Source organism: Bradyrhizobium sp. USDA 336, assembly GCF_044908355.1.
In the GTDB taxonomy this organism is placed as follows: Bacteria; Pseudomonadota; Alphaproteobacteria; order Rhizobiales; family Xanthobacteraceae; genus Bradyrhizobium; species Bradyrhizobium yuanmingense.
The window spans coordinates 5,481,851-5,496,138 of the sequence record NZ_JBIYDC010000002.1 but is presented as its reverse complement, the minus strand read 5'-3'; the positions used below and the strand labels follow the sequence as shown (position 1 = coordinate 5,496,138).

14 protein-coding genes and 1 pseudogene are annotated in these 14,288 nt (G+C 65.2%); 8 read left to right on the top strand and 7 right to left on the bottom strand.

What is annotated here, in order from left to right:
* Positions 1–25 precede the first annotated feature (25 nt).
* The 4 genes from ABIA45_RS26765 to ABIA45_RS26750 form a co-directional block, all read right to left on the bottom strand.
* Entirely contained in the window at positions 26–274 is a 249-nt protein-coding gene (locus ABIA45_RS26765) for a hypothetical protein (RefSeq protein ID WP_157286442.1), read from the bottom strand.
* A gap of 141 nt (positions 275–415) precedes the next feature.
* Positions 416–790 carry an Hpt domain-containing protein gene (locus ABIA45_RS26760; protein WP_271543674.1) on the bottom strand — a complete coding sequence of 125 codons (375 nt, stop codon included), beginning with the start codon at positions 788–790 and terminating at the stop codon, positions 416–418.
* A 155-nt stretch (positions 791–945) separates the two neighbouring features.
* The gene (locus tag ABIA45_RS26755) at positions 946–1,644 is read right to left on the bottom strand and encodes a Crp/Fnr family transcriptional regulator (protein ID WP_404546389.1); all 699 of its coding nucleotides are present in this window, start codon (positions 1,642–1,644) and stop codon (positions 946–948) included.
* 185 nt (positions 1,645–1,829) lie between these two features.
* The gene (locus ABIA45_RS26750) at positions 1,830–1,988 is read right to left on the bottom strand and encodes a hypothetical protein (protein WP_271543676.1); all 159 of its coding nucleotides are present in this window, start codon (positions 1,986–1,988) and stop codon (positions 1,830–1,832) included.
* Between the two features lie 422 nt (positions 1,989–2,410).
* Here ABIA45_RS26750 and ABIA45_RS26745 point away from each other — a divergent pair, with 422 nt between their 5' ends.
* The 7 genes from ABIA45_RS26745 to ABIA45_RS26715 all read left to right on the top strand — a co-directional run bounded on the left by ABIA45_RS26745 (position 2,411) and on the right by ABIA45_RS26715 (position 8,958).
* Entirely contained in the window at positions 2,411–2,893 is a 483-nt protein-coding gene (locus ABIA45_RS26745; protein WP_404654400.1) for a response regulator, read from the top strand.
* Between the two features lie 425 nt (positions 2,894–3,318).
* Positions 3,319–6,129, top strand: a complete 2,811-nt coding sequence (locus ABIA45_RS26740; protein ID WP_404654399.1) for a chemotaxis protein CheW — start codon at positions 3,319–3,321, stop codon at positions 6,127–6,129.
* Positions 6,130–6,161: 32 nt separating this feature from the next.
* Positions 6,162–6,635, top strand: a complete 474-nt coding sequence (locus tag ABIA45_RS26735; RefSeq protein ID WP_057030291.1) for a chemotaxis protein CheW — start codon at positions 6,162–6,164, stop codon at positions 6,633–6,635.
* Positions 6,636–6,666: 31 nt separating this feature from the next.
* Positions 6,667–7,053 carry a response regulator gene (locus tag ABIA45_RS26730; protein WP_018321619.1) on the top strand — a complete coding sequence of 129 codons (387 nt, stop codon included), beginning with the start codon at positions 6,667–6,669 and terminating at the stop codon, positions 7,051–7,053.
* A 61-nt stretch (positions 7,054–7,114) separates the two neighbouring features.
* Positions 7,115–7,993, top strand: coding sequence for a protein-glutamate O-methyltransferase CheR (locus ABIA45_RS26725; RefSeq protein ID WP_275503367.1), 879 nt, complete (start codon positions 7,115–7,117; stop codon positions 7,991–7,993).
* A 2-nt stretch (positions 7,994–7,995) separates the two neighbouring features.
* A complete protein-coding gene (locus tag ABIA45_RS26720; RefSeq protein WP_036015908.1) occupies positions 7,996–8,313 on the top strand; it encodes a hypothetical protein in 318 nt (105 codons plus the stop codon).
* A 141-nt stretch (positions 8,314–8,454) separates the two neighbouring features.
* Complete coding sequence (locus ABIA45_RS26715; RefSeq protein ID WP_404654396.1) at positions 8,455–8,958, top strand: response regulator; 504 nt, start codon at positions 8,455–8,457, stop codon at positions 8,956–8,958.
* 21 nt (positions 8,959–8,979) lie between these two features.
* Here ABIA45_RS26715 and ABIA45_RS26710 read toward each other — a convergent pair whose 3' ends face one another.
* Positions 8,980–9,282 carry a hypothetical protein gene (locus ABIA45_RS26710; RefSeq protein WP_275503366.1) on the bottom strand — a complete coding sequence of 101 codons (303 nt, stop codon included), beginning with the start codon at positions 9,280–9,282 and terminating at the stop codon, positions 8,980–8,982.
* A gap of 149 nt (positions 9,283–9,431) precedes the next feature.
* On the opposite strand from ABIA45_RS26710, the gene ABIA45_RS26705 reads away from it, so the two are divergent.
* Entirely contained in the window at positions 9,432–10,067 is a 636-nt protein-coding gene (locus ABIA45_RS26705; protein WP_404654394.1) for a response regulator transcription factor, read from the top strand.
* Positions 10,068–10,180: 113 nt separating this feature from the next.
* Here the strand turns inward: ABIA45_RS26705 and ABIA45_RS26700 are convergent.
* Positions 10,181–13,790, bottom strand: a pseudogene (locus ABIA45_RS26700) (PAS domain S-box protein).
* Positions 13,768–14,187: a response regulator gene (locus ABIA45_RS26695; protein ID WP_404654392.1), complete on the bottom strand. Its 420-nt coding sequence runs from the start codon at positions 14,185–14,187 to the stop codon at positions 13,768–13,770. The pseudogene ABIA45_RS26700 and the gene ABIA45_RS26695 overlap by 23 nt, the downstream one beginning before the upstream one ends.
* Between the last annotated feature and the right edge of the window lie 101 nt (positions 14,188–14,288).

Here is a 14,288-nt window from a genome sequence, read left to right as displayed (position 1 = left end):
AAGAAAATTTGGAAATCCGTGGCGCTCAGAAATAGTCTTCCGCGAACGGACGTGCGCGCGAGACGGGACGCAGCGGCTTGATCTCTTCCTTCGGCGCGCTCGGAATGATGGTGATGGTCCAGCGGGGAGGCATGCTCGATTCCTGCTCCAGCACCGAGCGCACGAAACCGGTCACGGTCGACTCGCCGGCCTGCACCGTCGCCATTCGGCCGTTGAACTGTGCGATCCGGAAGCGACGAACCTCCTTCTGGTCTGCGGTCTCGTAGGTGAACATGGAAAACCCTCCTGGTTTTCCGGGACTATCGCCAGCTATGATTAGCCTTCTGTGAAAATCGCAAACCGTAGAAGTACGGCGGGAGTGCACGCGCCGGTAGTTCGGGGCGCTTTTCACGCGAAGTTGCACGTCTAACGCGAGCTAGCCTTGCGGCTCCTGCGCGTGCGCGGCGGCGTAGGCCGCATCCATCAGATCCAGGAGCGCGCGGAATTCGGCCTCGCCGAGGCTTTCCACGGTTTTCTCCAGCCGCAGCGACAGTGCGGCGAGCCTGAGATAGCCGAACGTTCCGGCCGCGCTCTTCAACGAATGCGCTTCGCGCGCGATCCTGGCGTGGTGCTGCGCAGGCGAGAGCGTTCGGAACGATTGCAGGCGCGCGCAGGTCTCGCTCCAGAACACGTCGCGCACTTCGCCGGCACCATCCTCGCCGATCTCGCGCACCAGCGCTTCGTACGCGCGCGGCTCGCGCGCGGGTTCGGCATCGAGTGCCTTTGCGAGCGCGACGGTGACGTCAAACATGGCCTTGCCTGCCTTGATCCGGTTCGTTGTCGCGCGGCACGTCGCGGCGCGAGGCATGTCGCGTGTGTACGGCCTTCGAATTTCAGTTCCGGTAGCAGGATGGCCGGTGTTTGCAGGCCGGCGTTAGCCTGCGGTTTACCAGGCGAGCGCGGCGTTCAGGGCGGGCCGAGCAGCCGGTCGTACTGGGCCTTCACGGCGGCGTAGCATTCGCACGCCGTCTGTCGCAGCCCGTCGAGGTTGGTGATCTGGATGTGTCCGCGGCTGTAGTGGATGACATTGGCTTGTTGCAAGGAATTGGCGACCAGCGAAACGCTGTTGCGCCGGGCCCCGATCATCTGCGCCATGGTCTCCTGGGTCAGCACCAGGCGCGACTCGCCCGACAGGTCATGAGTGTGCAACAGGCAGCGCGACAGCCGCGACTCCACCGGATGGGCGGCATTGCAGCCCGCGGTCTGCTGCACCTGGGCGTAGACCGCCAACCCGTGACGCGTGAGCCGCGTGCGCAGGACGCTGCTCTGGTCGGCGGCCATGCGCAGGCGGTCCAGATCCACCGCCGAGGCGACGCCGGGAACCAGCACGATCGCGGTGTTCAACGCACACGCATCGCCCACGATGGCGAGCGTTCCGAGCAGGCTGTCGCGGCCGATCATGGCGACTTGCACATGCCCGCCTTTGGCCAGTTCAACCACCAGCGAGATGACGCCGCGGTGAGGAAAATAGGCGCGCCTGAGCGTCTCGCCGGTCTCGACCAGCACCGCTCCGTGGGGCAGATCCACAGTTCGCAGGTGCGGGCGGATCAATTCATAATCGTCCGCCGACAATGCCGACAGGAAGCCGTTGGACGGACGCGCCATGCTTTCCAAAGCTGCCTCCCCCGTACCTTGCACGTGGGAATCGCAACGCGCGGATTTACGTCGTGCGCGGGTAAATTCCATCATCTTCGCGGCGGGACATATTGGCAATTGAGACAAGTTGTCCGGCCCTGGCGATGCGTCGACGCCGCGTGCCGTCGGCATACAGGGATCGCATCGTGCTCCCGTCACGCCGCGGCTCCGTCGGCGAGCGCCGCGCCAGCCCGCACGACGCTGTCGCGGACCAGCATCGCAATTTCCATCGTCTGTCCTTCGGAAGCACTATGCGGGAAGTAGACATGTCTCGGCGCAGTGCCGACCTCGCCCAGGACAGACTTGCTGACCATTCAACCGTCGCGAGGTGCGGACGCAGCAGATCGAAATCCGCCGCATCGAGCAGTTGCAGCAGTTGGTTGGGCTGGTGGCCGCTCACGGTCATGCAGGTCAATCCGGCGGGTTCGATGGACGCTGGGCGCCGCCCTCGTCACTCAGTTGCACGGCGCGAACATGCTACCCTAAAGGTTGTGGCATCGTCCATATACCCGTTAGAGGGCAGACAGCCTGTCTCATTTGCGGCGGAATTAAGAAGCGCACACTGGTTCGCTGACGAGGCGGCTGTCCTGAAACGATTGCGCAGGAACAAGCGGCAAGGGGGCCTCAGGAGCCGGACGGCGTTGCAGTCGCGCTGGCCATCGGGCCAGCGCGCGTCGCCTCGACTGCTTCCGCAAGAATGTTCGTTTCACCTCTCATCGAAAGCAAAGGGGAAAGGATGCCCCACGATTCAATTGATGAATCGCCGAAACTGGAAGGACAATTAGGGCGAGACGATGTGCGCCATATTCTCGTCGTCGACGATGACGCGATGGTGTGCATGGCCATCGAGGTCTACCTCCAGCGCAACAATTTTCGGGTGACGATCGCCGAGGGCGGTGAAGCCGGACTGCGCGCCCTCGAGCACAAGCAATTCGATCTGATGATCATCGACATCTTCATGCCGCACATGCGCGGGTTCGAATCGATCCGGATCTTCCACGAGCTGGCTCCGGTCATTCCGCTGATCGCGATGTCCGGCTACGCCTTCGCGAATTTGAACTCGCCCGCGCCGGACTTCCTGCGGATGGCGCTGGAGCTCGGCGCCGCGCGCTGTCTGCGCAAGCCGTTCACGCCGCACGCGCTGCTCGCCGCCATCAACGATTGCCGGGCAGAGCATCGCTCCCGCTCCGACATTGTCACGGCCGTGCAGCTCGGTTAGCGCGACACGAGCCGCTTTCCCCGCGGGGTAACGCTTCGTTTACCTCGAGCGTAGACGCGCAAATCGCGGCAACGTCCAAGAACGCGCGCGACGAGAGCGCCGCCGGTTGCGCGCGGCTCGCCCCAACCGCCTGCGGGCCGGCTCTATCGTTCTTCACGAGCAGACCTTTCCCACGCGTCTCGTCGCGCGATTAGTGGCTCGTTTACCGCGCGGCTCCGCCGTTGCGGCGCGGGGATGGTTTTGCCGAACAGCGCTGCAACACGCGGCAGAACTGCAAACTTCTCTTCAAAATCCGTAGTAGCACGGAGGATGAAATTAACGGGACTGTGAAAGGGGATGTCTAACGATCCAAAATAGGGGCGTCCGTCCGTGCCAAGGGTGGCTCGGACGTCGCGTTTGCGACCCGGATCAGTAAGGCGTAGCTCATGGATGATCTGTTGCGGGAGTTTCTGACGGAGACCAGCGAGAGCCTGGACACCGTGGACAATCAGCTGGTGAAGTTCGAGCAGGAGCCGAACAACGCCAAGATCCTGGATAACATCTTCCGCCTGGTCCACACCATCAAGGGCACCTGTGGCTTCCTCGGCCTGCCGCGGCTGGAAGCGCTGGCCCATGCCGGCGAGACCCTCATGGGCAAGTTCCGCGACGGCATGCCTGTGACTGCCGAGGCGGTGACGGTGATCCTCTCCTCGATCGACCGCATCAAGGAGATTTTGGCTGGCTTGGAGGCGACCGAGGCCGAGCCGGAGGGGAACGACCGCGATCTCATCGACAAGCTGGAAGCAATGGTCGAGCAGGGCATGGCCGCCATGTCAGGCTCGGCGCAGCCGATGCCGACTGCCGGCACTGCTGCTCCCGTCGCCGATGCGCCGCCGCTGGCGCCGGAAGCGCCCGCCACTGCAGCCGCCCCCGCCAAGGAGATGACCATGGGCACGCTGGTCGATCAGACCCTGGAGCGTCCCTTGCGTCCGGGCGAGGTCTCGCTCGACGAGCTCGAGCGCGCCTTCCGCGAGACCGCGATCGAAGCGCCGGTGCCCGCGCCCGTGGCCAAGGCTGAGGTCAAGGCCGAGCCCGCGCCGGCTGCTGAAGCGCCCGTTGCCGCAAAGCCCGCCAAGGAGAAGGCCGCGCCGAAGAAGTCGATGGCCGACGAGATGGCGGGCGAGGGCGACCGCATCGCCAACCAGTCGATCCGCGTCAACGTGGATACGCTGGAGCACCTGATGACCATGGTCTCCGAGCTGGTCCTGACCCGCAACCAGCTGCTGGAGATCTCCCGCCGCAACGAGGACACCGAGTTCAAGGTGCCCTTGCAGCGCCTTTCCAACGTCACCGCCGAGCTGCAGGAAGGCGTCATGAAGACGCGCATGCAGCCGATCGGCAATGCCTGGCAGAAGCTGCCCCGCATCGTCCGCGACCTCTCATCCGAACTCGGCAAGCAGATCGAGCTCGAGATGCACGGCGCCGACACCGAGCTCGACCGCCAGGTGCTCGACCTGATCAAGGACCCGCTCACCCACATGGTGCGCAACTCCGCCGATCACGGCCTCGAGACCCCCGCCGAGCGCCTCGCCAGCGGCAAGGGCGAGCAGGGCACCATTCGCCTGTCCGCCTATCACGAGGGCGGCCACATCATCATCTGCATCGCCGACAACGGCCGCGGCCTCAACACCGAGAAGATCAAGGCCAAGGCGCTCTCGTCCGGTCTCGTCACCGAGGCCGAGCTCGAGAAGATGAGCGAAGCCCAGATCCACAAGTTCATCTTCGCGCCGGGCTTCTCCACTGCCGCTGCCATCACCTCGGTGTCGGGCCGCGGCGTCGGCATGGACGTGGTCCGCACCAATATCGACCAGATCGGCGGCACCATCGACATCAAGAGCGTGGCCGGCGAAGGAAGCTCCGTCACCATCAAGATCCCGCTGACGCTCGCCATCGTCTCGGCGCTGATCGTCGAAGCCGCCGGCGACCGCTTTGCGATCCCGCAGCTCTCGGTCGTGGAATTGGTCCGCGCCCGCGCCAACTCCGAGCACCGCATCGAGCGCATCAAGGACACCGCGGTGCTCAGGTTGCGCAACAAGCTGCTGCCGCTGATCCATCTGAAGAAGCTCCTGAAGATCGACGACGGCGCGGCCTCCGATCCCGAGAACGGCTTCATCGTGGTGACGCAAGTCGGCAGCCAGACCTTTGGCATCGTCGTCGACGGCGTGTTCCACACCGAAGAAATCGTGGTCAAGCCGATGTCGACAAAACTGCGCCACATCGACATGTTCTCCGGCAACACCATTCTGGGCGATGGCGCGGTCATCATGATCATCGATCCCAACGGCATCGCCAAGGCGCTCGGCGCCGCCGGCTCCTCGGCCCATGGCATGGGCGACGAAGCGGCCGGCCATCACATCGGAAGTGGCGAGCAGACCACCTCGCTCTTGGTGTTCCGCGCCGGCTCGTCGCAGCCCAAGGCGGTCCCGCTCGGCCTCGTCACGCGCCTGGAGGAGCTGCCGGCCGACAAGATCGAGTTCTCGAACGGCCGCTACATGGTGCAGTACCGCGAGCAGCTGATGCCGCTGGTGGCCATGGAAGGCGTCACCATCGCTTCCCAGGGCGCCCAGCCGATCCTGGTGTTCGCCGACGACGGCCGCTCCATGGGCCTCGTCGTCGACGAGATCATCGACATCGTCGAGGAACGGCTCAACATCGAGGTCGGCGGCTCCTCCTCCGGCATTCTCGGCTCGGCCGTGATCAAGGGCCAGGCCACCGAGGTGATCGACGTCGGCCACTTCCTGCCGATGGCGTTCGCCGACTGGTTCACCCGCAAGGAGATGAAGCCGTCGCTGCATTCGCAGTCGGTGCTACTGGTCGACGACTCGGCCTTCTTCCGCAACATGCTGGCGCCGGTGCTGAAGGCCGCCGGCTACCGCGTCCGCACCGCGCCGACCGCGCAGGAGGGCCTGGCAGCACTGCGCGCCCAAAACTTCGATGTGATCCTGACCGACATCGAGATGCCCGACATGAACGGGTTCGAGTTCGCGGAAGTCGTCCGCTCCGACAACAACCTCGCCGCGACGCCGATCATCGGCCTGTCGGCGCTGGTGTCGCCGGCGGCGATCGAGCGCGGCCGTCAGGCCGGCTTCCACGATTACGTCGCCAAGTTCGACCGTCCCGGCCTGATCGCGGCGCTGAAGGAGCAGACCGCGGGCGCCGCCGGCGCCTCCGAGCTGAGCCGGGCGGCCGCGGCTTAAACCGTAAGCGGCATGGACCAGGAGACACTGAAATGAGCAAGAAGACCCAGTCCGCTGAAGGCGCCATGGTCGAGTACGTCACCGCGATGATCGGCGGCCAGCTGTTCGGCCTGCCGATCTCCCGCGTCCAGGACGTGTTCATGCCCGAGCGCGTCACCCGCGTGCCGCTGGCCTCGCGCGAGATCGCCGGCGTTTTGAACCTGCGCGGCCGCATCGTCACCGTGGTCGACATGCGCTCGCGCCTCGGCCTGCCCAAGGACGAGGACGGCAAGACCGCGATGGCGGTCGGCGTCGACCTGCGCGGCGAATCCTATGGCCTCCTGATCGACCAGATCGGCGAGGTGCTGCGCCTGCCCGAGGACGGCAAGGAAGAAAACCCCGTCAACCTCGACCCCCGCATGGCCAAGCTCGCCGGTGGCGTCCACCGCCTCGACGGACAGCTCATGGTCGTCCTCGACGTCGACCGCGTCCTCGAGCTCGAAACTAAGACGCAAATGGCCGCCTGAGCCAACGAAACATCGAAGCCGGAGAACAGAAATGAAGACGTGTTTGGTGGTCGATGATTCCAGCGTGGTGCGCAAGATCGCGCGCCGGATCCTGGAAGGTCTGGAGTTCGAGGTCACCGAGGCCGAGGACGGCTCGAAGGCGCTCGAGATCTGCCAGCGGCAGCTGCCCGACGCGGTGCTGCTCGACTGGAACATGCCGGTGATGGACGGCTTCGAGTTCATGGGCCACATGCGCCGCCTGCCCGGCGGCGACCAGCCGAAGGTGGTGTTCTGCACCACCGAGAACAACGTGGCTCATATCGCTCAGGCGCTCAGCGGCGGCGCCAACGAGTACATCATGAAGCCCTTCGACAAGGACATCATCGCCGACAAGTTCGCTGAAGTTGGTTTGATCCCGGTCGGACAAGCCATGGTCTGAGTGTGTCCGGCCCAAAGCACTTGGGCCAGAGTGTTCCAGTACAGCTTTCGAGAGGCCATCCGTGACCCCGACCGAGTATGAGTATCTGCGTAAGTTCCTGAAGGATAATTCCGGTCTCGACCTGTCCACAGACAAGCAATATCTGATCGAAAGCCGCCTGCTGCCGCTGGCCCGCAAGGCCGGGCTGTCCGGCATCGCCGAGCTCGTGCAGAAGCTGCAAGGCGGTTCGCGCCAGCTGATCACCGACGTGGTCGAGGCCATGACCACCAACGAGACCTTCTTCTTCCGCGACAAGGTCCCGTTCGATCATTTCCGCGACCACATCATGCCGGAGATCATCAAGGCGCGTGCGGCCAAGCGCAGCGTGCGCATCTGGTGTGCTGCCGGCTCGACCGGGCAGGAGCCCTATTCGCTGGCGATGTGCCTGAAGGAGATGGGCGCGGCCCTCACCGGCTGGCGCGTCGAGATCATCGCGACCGACCTGTCGCAAGAGGTGCTGGAGAAGGCCAAGGCCGGCGTCTACAGCCAGTTCGAGGTGCAGCGCGGCCTGCCGATCCAGATGCTGGTGAAATATTTCAGGCAGACCGGCGAGACCTGGCAGATCAATCCCGAATTGCGGGCGATGATCCAGCACCGCCAGCTCAACCTGCTGCACGATTTCGCCCAGCTCGGCACCTTCGACGTGATCTTTTGCCGCAACGTGCTGATCTATTTCGATCAGGACACCAAGATCAACATCTTCAACCGCCTGGCGCGCCAGATCGAGCCCGACGGCTTCCTGGTGCTCGGCGCCGCCGAGACCGTGGTTGGACTGACCGACACGTTCCGGCCGATTCCGGAGCGGCGCGGCCTCTACAAGCCGAATGATCCGCGCGTGGCAGCGGCCAAGCCGGTTCTCGCCGGTGCGGCGCCGCGCATGGCGGCGATGGCGGGACGATAATCATGGCCGAGGATGGCAAGGGCGCGGAGCGTGTGACCTTCAGCCGCGGCTATGATGTCTGCATCATGGCGATCGACGGCACCTGGCGGCGCGACTGCAAGCTCAACGCGATCTCCGACACCGACGCGGTTCTCACGGTGGAGGGCTCGATCCAGGGCTTGAACCTGAAGGAGTTCTTCCTGCTGCTGTCGTCCACGGGTCTTGCCTATCGTCGCTGCGAGCTGGTCCGTGTCAACGGCGCCGAAATGGACATCCAGTTCCTGCGCGGCAAGAACCGGAAGAAGCGCGGTGCGGCCGGCGGCCACGACGCCGCGGCCTGATCTCGCCGCCGCCGTCGCTGCGCTTTCCGGCACTTTGCTTCACATTTGCTGAACGTTTCCGAGTCAATTGCCCGCGGCAGCTTTACGCGGCTTCAGCGCGAGCCGTGTATCCATTGACGCTCTCAATCTCAGGATCCGGTAATGCCCAGAAGTTCTCTTTCCCCGATCTCGTCAAACCTGCCCGACGGCTCCGAGCGGCGTGCACTTCAGCTCCTGGTGGTTGATGACGACGCCACGCAGCGCCGCCTGATCACGGTCGCGGCCAAGCAGGCGGGCCACGAGATCACCGTGGCGCCATCGGTGGCGGACGCGATCGAGAAGCTGCGCGCCGCGCGCTTCGACTGCGTGACGCTCGATCTCGTGCTGGAGGATGGCGACGGCGTCGACGTGCTGCGCGAGATGGCGAGCGCGAAGTTTGCAGGCTCCGTGATCGTCATCAGCGGCATGGACGGCAAGCGCCGCAGTGCCGCCCGCAGCTTCGCCCGTTCCGTCGGGATCGAGCTCCAGAGCCTGCCGAAGCCGCTGGATCTCGCGGCGCTGCGCATCAGCCTCGCCAACCTCGGCAAGACCGCGATGGGTCTGCCGGCGATTCACACCTGGGGTGGTGTCGCCACCGACGCGATCGTGGAACGGCACCGCGCTTGAGCTTGCGGAGCTGCGATGCGGTCAGATGCGGCCGCCCGCCGTGTTGCCGGATTCCGACAGACATTGGAGGGCGTGGCTGAGGCCCGCCCGACAGGCATTGAGGGCCGCGCTTGCGCTGGCGTAGCGGGGCGTGACGTCGTCGAGCAAGACGATATCGGCGGAACCTTCCGGATCGCTGCCGTGTTCTTGATCCATGGCTGCGGCGATCCGGCGCATGCTGGTCTCGATCTGTGCGATCAGCAAACGAAGGTCCGCCGCAATCAGCTCACGGCTCTCGACTTCGGACGTTGCGACGGGAGGCGGCGTGTCGGCCAAATTTAGCATGGATATTCTCCGTCCACCGCAAATAGGCGCCATGCCGCTACTTGTGCGTTAAGTCCATGTCCCGTACAAATACGGGTGGGCCGAATCCGCGCCGAGCGCCGTAACGATTGGCGCGGACGCGAGTCCTTCATGCCAACCGGATGTGGCACATGGCCGAACAAAGCTCTCGCGGTGAAATCTTCGTAGTCGATGACGACCCTGCCGTTCGCGACACCTTGTCGATGGTGTTGAAGGCGGCGGGCTATGAGGTGATCTGTTTCGCGGACGGTGCAGCGCTGCTTTCCGTGGCGCGAAACCGCACGCCGGCTGCAATCCTGCTCGACGTGAATATTCCCGGGAAGTCGGGTCTCGACATCCTGAAGGAGCTGCACGGCGAGGACTATCCGGCTCCGATCTTCATGATCTCCGGGCAGGGCGACATCGCGATGGCGGTGGGCGCGATCAAGAGCGGCGCGCTCGACTTCATCGAGAAGCCGTTCCGCGGCAGCGAGATCGTCGGCCGTCTCGACGAGGCGATCGGTGCGTATGCACGCAGGCAGGCGGAGAACGCGTCGCCGAAATTCGGCTCGCTGCATTTCCCCGGCCGCGAGCCGCTGACGCGCAGGGAGCGCGAGGTGCTGGAGCAGTTCGCCTCCGGCGCCTCCAACAAGGAGGCCGGCCGCACGCTCGACATCAGTCCGCGCACCATCGAGGACCACCGTGCCAACATCATGAAGAAGCTCGGCGCGCGCAATGCCGCCGACCTGATCCGCATCGTGATGACCGCGGCCCAGCGCGCGTCGTAAGGCTATCAGCACGTTTCGTAGCCCGGATGGAGCGTAGCGTAATCCGGGACGGACTTGCGGCATGCACGATCCCCGGATTGCGCTACGCTCCATCCGGGCTACGGGTTATCGCATCACCCGCTCAACGCCTTGCGGATGATCCGCGCCAGATCCGATTTGCGATAGGGCTTGGCCAGCAACATCACGCCGGAATCCAGCCGGCCGTGATGGATGATCGCGTTCTCTGTATAGCCTGACGTGTAGACCACCTTGAGATCCGGGCGCGTCTTCATCAGCTCGTCCGCGAGCTGCCGTCCGTTCATCTTGCCGGGCATGATGACGTCGGTGAACAGAAGGTCGAACGGCTTGCCGGCCGCGACGATCGCGAGCGCCTCCGCGGCGTTCGCGGCCTGCAACGTGACGTAACCCAGCGAATGCAACTGCGCCAGGACGTAGTCGCGCACCAGCCGGTCGTCCTCGACCACCAGGATCGTCTCGTGTCCGCCCTCGATCGTCGCCGGCGTCACGCCCTCGCCGACCGCCGTCGGCGTCTTGCCGGGCGGCAGATACATCTTGATCGTGGTGCCGTGCCCCTCCTCGCTGTAGATCTTGATGTGACCTGCGGACTGCTTGATGAAGCCGTAAACCATCGAAAGCCCGAGTCCGGTGCCCTTGCCGGGTCCCTTCGAGGTGAAGAAGGGATCGAACACCCGGGGCAGCATGTGCGCAGGGATTCCGGTGCCGGTGTCGCTCACGGCGATCAGCACGTAGTGCCCCGGCGGCACGTCGTTGGCGCTGGCATAGACCTCGTCGAGATAGGCGGCGCCGGTCTCCACGATCAGCTTGCCGCCGCCGGGCATGGCGTCGCGCGCATTGAGCGCGAGGTTGAGGATCGCGGTGGTGAGCTGGTTGGGATCGACGATGGCGACGCAATTCTCGTCCTCGAACACCGATTCGATCTGGATCTGCTCGCCGAGCGTCGGACGCAATAATTTCGCGGTGTCGACGATCAGCGAGTTGATGTCGATCTCGCGCGGCTGGAGCGGCTGCTTGCGTGCGAAGGCGAGCAGGTGCTGGGTCAGATCGGCGCCGCGCGCGGCCGCCTCGTCGATCATCTTGGTGATCGCCGCGAGCTGCGGCTCCTTGGCGACCGCCTCCGCGAGAATTTCGATCGTCCCGGTGATGACGGTGAGAATGTTGTTGAAGTCATGCGCCACGCCGCCGGTCAGCTGGCCGACGGCCTCCATCTTCTCGGCATGGCGGATGCGCTCCTCGGCGGCGATCTTGTCGGTGAGGTCGCGGTAGAAGACGTTGAACAGCAGGCCCTCGCGCCGCTTCAGCGCTGTGACGCTCAACTCGGCCTTGAATTCCTTGCCGTCGCGCCGGCAGCACATCAGCTCGCGGCGGCGGTTCAGCGTCCGGCCACCCTCGTCTTCGAGGAAGCGTTTCAGGCCGGCTCGGACCCGGTCACGTTCGCTCTCGGCGACGATGAGGTCGATCGTGCTCTTGCCGAGCACCTCGTCGCGGCGCCAGCCGAACAGCCGTTCGGCCTGCGAGTTCCAGTTCAGGATGCTTCCGGTCTCGTCGGTCTGGACGAAGGCGTCAAGCGAAGTCTCGACGATGTTGCGGGCGAGCCGCTCGCTCTCGCGCAGCGATTCCTGTGCGAGCCGCGCTTCGGTCATGTCGCGCCCGACAAAGAAGAAGCGATGTGCCTGCTCGGACCAACTGCCGAGCCAGGATAGCCACACCTCGTGCCCGTTCTTGTGCAAGCAGCGGGTGTCGGCCAGCTTGACGCGCTCGCCGCGGCGCATCGCCCGCATCTCGGCACGGGACTGCTCCAGATGAGCGGGATGAATGAAGTCGGCGCCGCTGCGGCCGATCATCTCGACCGGCCGATAGCCGAGAATGGTCTCGCTGCTCGGGCTGATCTGCGCGACATGGCCGTGCGCGTCCATGATCATGATCAGGTCCTGCGACGTCTCGAAGATCTGCCGCCGCTCCTCAAGCTGGTGCTGCAGTGCCCGCTCCGCGCGCCGCGCCTCGGTCAGGCTGCGCGCGCTTCCGGACGCGCCGATGATTTCGCCCGACGGTCCCTTGATCGGCGACAGGCCGAGCGAAATCTCGACCGGCGTGCCGTCCTTGCGCAGGCGGACCGTCTCGAAGCGTTCAATCGGCTCGCCCCGCGCGATCCGCCGCAGATAGTCCTTGCCCTGTTCGCGGCGGTCGGACGGGACGATGATCGAGGTGGGCTTGCCGATCGCCTCCTCCGCCGTATAGCCGTAAAGGCGTTCGGCGGCCGGATTCCAGCCGGTGATGATGGCATCGAGCGTCTGCATGACGATCGCATCGTCGGACGATTCCACCGCGGCGCTGAACAGGTTCTCGCGCGCCGCGTGGTGGCTTCGCGCGGCCTCGGTGCGGCGATGCTCCTCGATCTCGCGCTCGAGCGCGGCCGTTTTCGCGCGCATCTCCTCCACCATCCGCGCAAAGGCCCGTGCCAGCACGCCGGTCTCGCCGCTGGCATCGACGGGGATGTCCGCGGGACGTCCGCTGCCGATGGCCTGCACCGCCTCCGTCAGACGCCCGATCGGGCGGGTCAACGAACGCGCCAGCAGCACCGCGAGCGCAGCCGCGGCGAGAACGGCCAGCACGCCGACGAGCACGGACGTTCTTTGAATGGCGGCCGGTACGCGGCCGAACACCGACGGGGGAACGGTCACGACGATGGCGACCCATTCCTTGCCCGCAAGCGATAACGGCACGAATGCCGCGCCGCTCGTCCGGCCCGACTCGTCGGTCGTGACGCGTGTGACCACGTCCGACGTGCCGGCCAGGGCTGAGAGGAACGGAAGGTCCTTGCGCCAATCGGCCGGATGGCCCCGCGATGACCCGAACTCCCGCGTTCGGTCGGGATGGACGAGATAGTCGCCGCGCGCATTCACGACGTAGATCTCTCCGCCCGAGGTCGTCGTCGCGCGGATCCGGTCGAGGGCCGGGCGCATGTCGATATTGGCCACGATGATGCCGAACGGCTTGTCGTCGGCTGTGAACAGCGGCAATCGCCGCGCGCATGGTCGGCGCGCGAGGCGCCGTCGTTCCCCCCTGACGGGTCGCGAGCTCGATGGGAGACACATAGATCTCGCCGGGCCCGAGCCGTATGGCTTCCTGGAAGTAGGCGCGGCCACTCTTGCGCTCCAATTCGCTGTCCGGAGCGATCCGGGCTGCTCCGTTGGGCCCCGATCGATCGACGTGGACCAGTTCGCGCTGGTCGTCATCGACGCCGATGATCCTGAACTGCCCGTAGATGGGCTTGGCGTCGATCTCGGCCGCGAGCCGCGCCGCGATACGCTCGCGCCAGGTCTGCTCCGAGACGCCGTCCGCCGGATCGATCCCGCCGCCGGCATGAGCCCGGATGAGGCCGTTGATTGCCGCTGCGGCGCGATAGCCGATCAGATCGCCGCGCACGCCGGCGACATAGGATTCAAGGTTGGTCGCGAGCAGGCGCGATTGGGCTTCGACCCGCTCCAGCACCCGCGGAATGACGGCCTGTGTGGTGTTGCGATAGCCCAACCATCCGACTGCGGCCACGGTGACCGCAACCAGCAGGATCATCGCGATGGCCAGCCGCGTGGCCAGCGTCGTTGCTGCTCGCATGGGGAGTTTCGCCGGACCTGCCGCATCGCTGAGCCACTTCTGGCTTGCAGCAGAGGAGGCGTTCTTGTCATCGGCGGCCGGAACGGACATCGGACCCCTCTGGCGCGTCGGCCTTCAGGCAATCTGCGACCACGGCAAGCAGTGCATCGGGCCGGAACGGCTTTTGCAGGCTGGCCACGGCGCCGAGCTTGGTCGCCATCTTCAGGAAGTCCGGCTCCGCATAGGCATCCGGCGTGAACGAACGGCCGGAGATGACGACGATCGGAACGGCCGGGGCGAGCGCCCGAATGTGACGCATCGTCTCCAGTCCGTCCATGCCGGGCATGAAGATGTCGAGAAACAGCAGGTCGAACCGGCTGGCCTCGAACAGCGCCACCCCCTTGCGGCCATCGCCGGCGACCGTCACGTGATGACCAGCTCGTTCCAGCAGCAGCCGGATGGTGAACTGGACGGCCGGGTCGTCATCCACGATCAGGATGTTGGCCACGTCTGAAACCTCCGGAGTGGGCGGGGTTAGTCCCACCAACCGCAAATCAAGCCAATCAACTCGAAATTGTTGCGCGGATTCTTGCCTGCCGGCAAGCACTT

Excerpts from the sequence above, each read along its gene's own strand:
- ABIA45_RS26765 (WP_157286442.1), bottom strand. The coding sequence starts at position 274 with ATGTTCACCTACGAGACCGCAGACCAGAAGGAGGTTCGTCGCTTCCGG.
- ABIA45_RS26760 (WP_271543674.1), bottom strand. The coding sequence starts at position 790 with ATGTTTGACGTCACCGTCGCGCTCGCAAAGGCACTCGATGCCGAACCC.
- ABIA45_RS26755 (WP_404546389.1), bottom strand. The coding sequence starts at position 1,644 with ATGGCGCGTCCGTCCAACGGCTTCCTGTCGGCATTGTCGGCGGACGAT.
- ABIA45_RS26750 (WP_271543676.1), bottom strand. The coding sequence starts at position 1,988 with ATGGTCAGCAAGTCTGTCCTGGGCGAGGTCGGCACTGCGCCGAGACAT.
- ABIA45_RS26745 (WP_404654400.1), top strand. The coding sequence starts at position 2,411 with ATGCCCCACGATTCAATTGATGAATCGCCGAAACTGGAAGGACAATTA.
- ABIA45_RS26740 (WP_404654399.1), top strand. The coding sequence starts at position 3,319 with ATGGATGATCTGTTGCGGGAGTTTCTGACGGAGACCAGCGAGAGCCTG.
- ABIA45_RS26735 (WP_057030291.1), top strand. The coding sequence starts at position 6,162 with ATGAGCAAGAAGACCCAGTCCGCTGAAGGCGCCATGGTCGAGTACGTC.
- ABIA45_RS26730 (WP_018321619.1), top strand. The coding sequence starts at position 6,667 with ATGAAGACGTGTTTGGTGGTCGATGATTCCAGCGTGGTGCGCAAGATC.
- ABIA45_RS26720 (WP_036015908.1), top strand. The coding sequence starts at position 7,996 with ATGGCCGAGGATGGCAAGGGCGCGGAGCGTGTGACCTTCAGCCGCGGC.
- ABIA45_RS26715 (WP_404654396.1), top strand. The coding sequence starts at position 8,455 with ATGCCCAGAAGTTCTCTTTCCCCGATCTCGTCAAACCTGCCCGACGGC.
- ABIA45_RS26710 (WP_275503366.1), bottom strand. The coding sequence starts at position 9,282 with ATGCTAAATTTGGCCGACACGCCGCCTCCCGTCGCAACGTCCGAAGTC.
- ABIA45_RS26705 (WP_404654394.1), top strand. The coding sequence starts at position 9,432 with ATGGCCGAACAAAGCTCTCGCGGTGAAATCTTCGTAGTCGATGACGAC.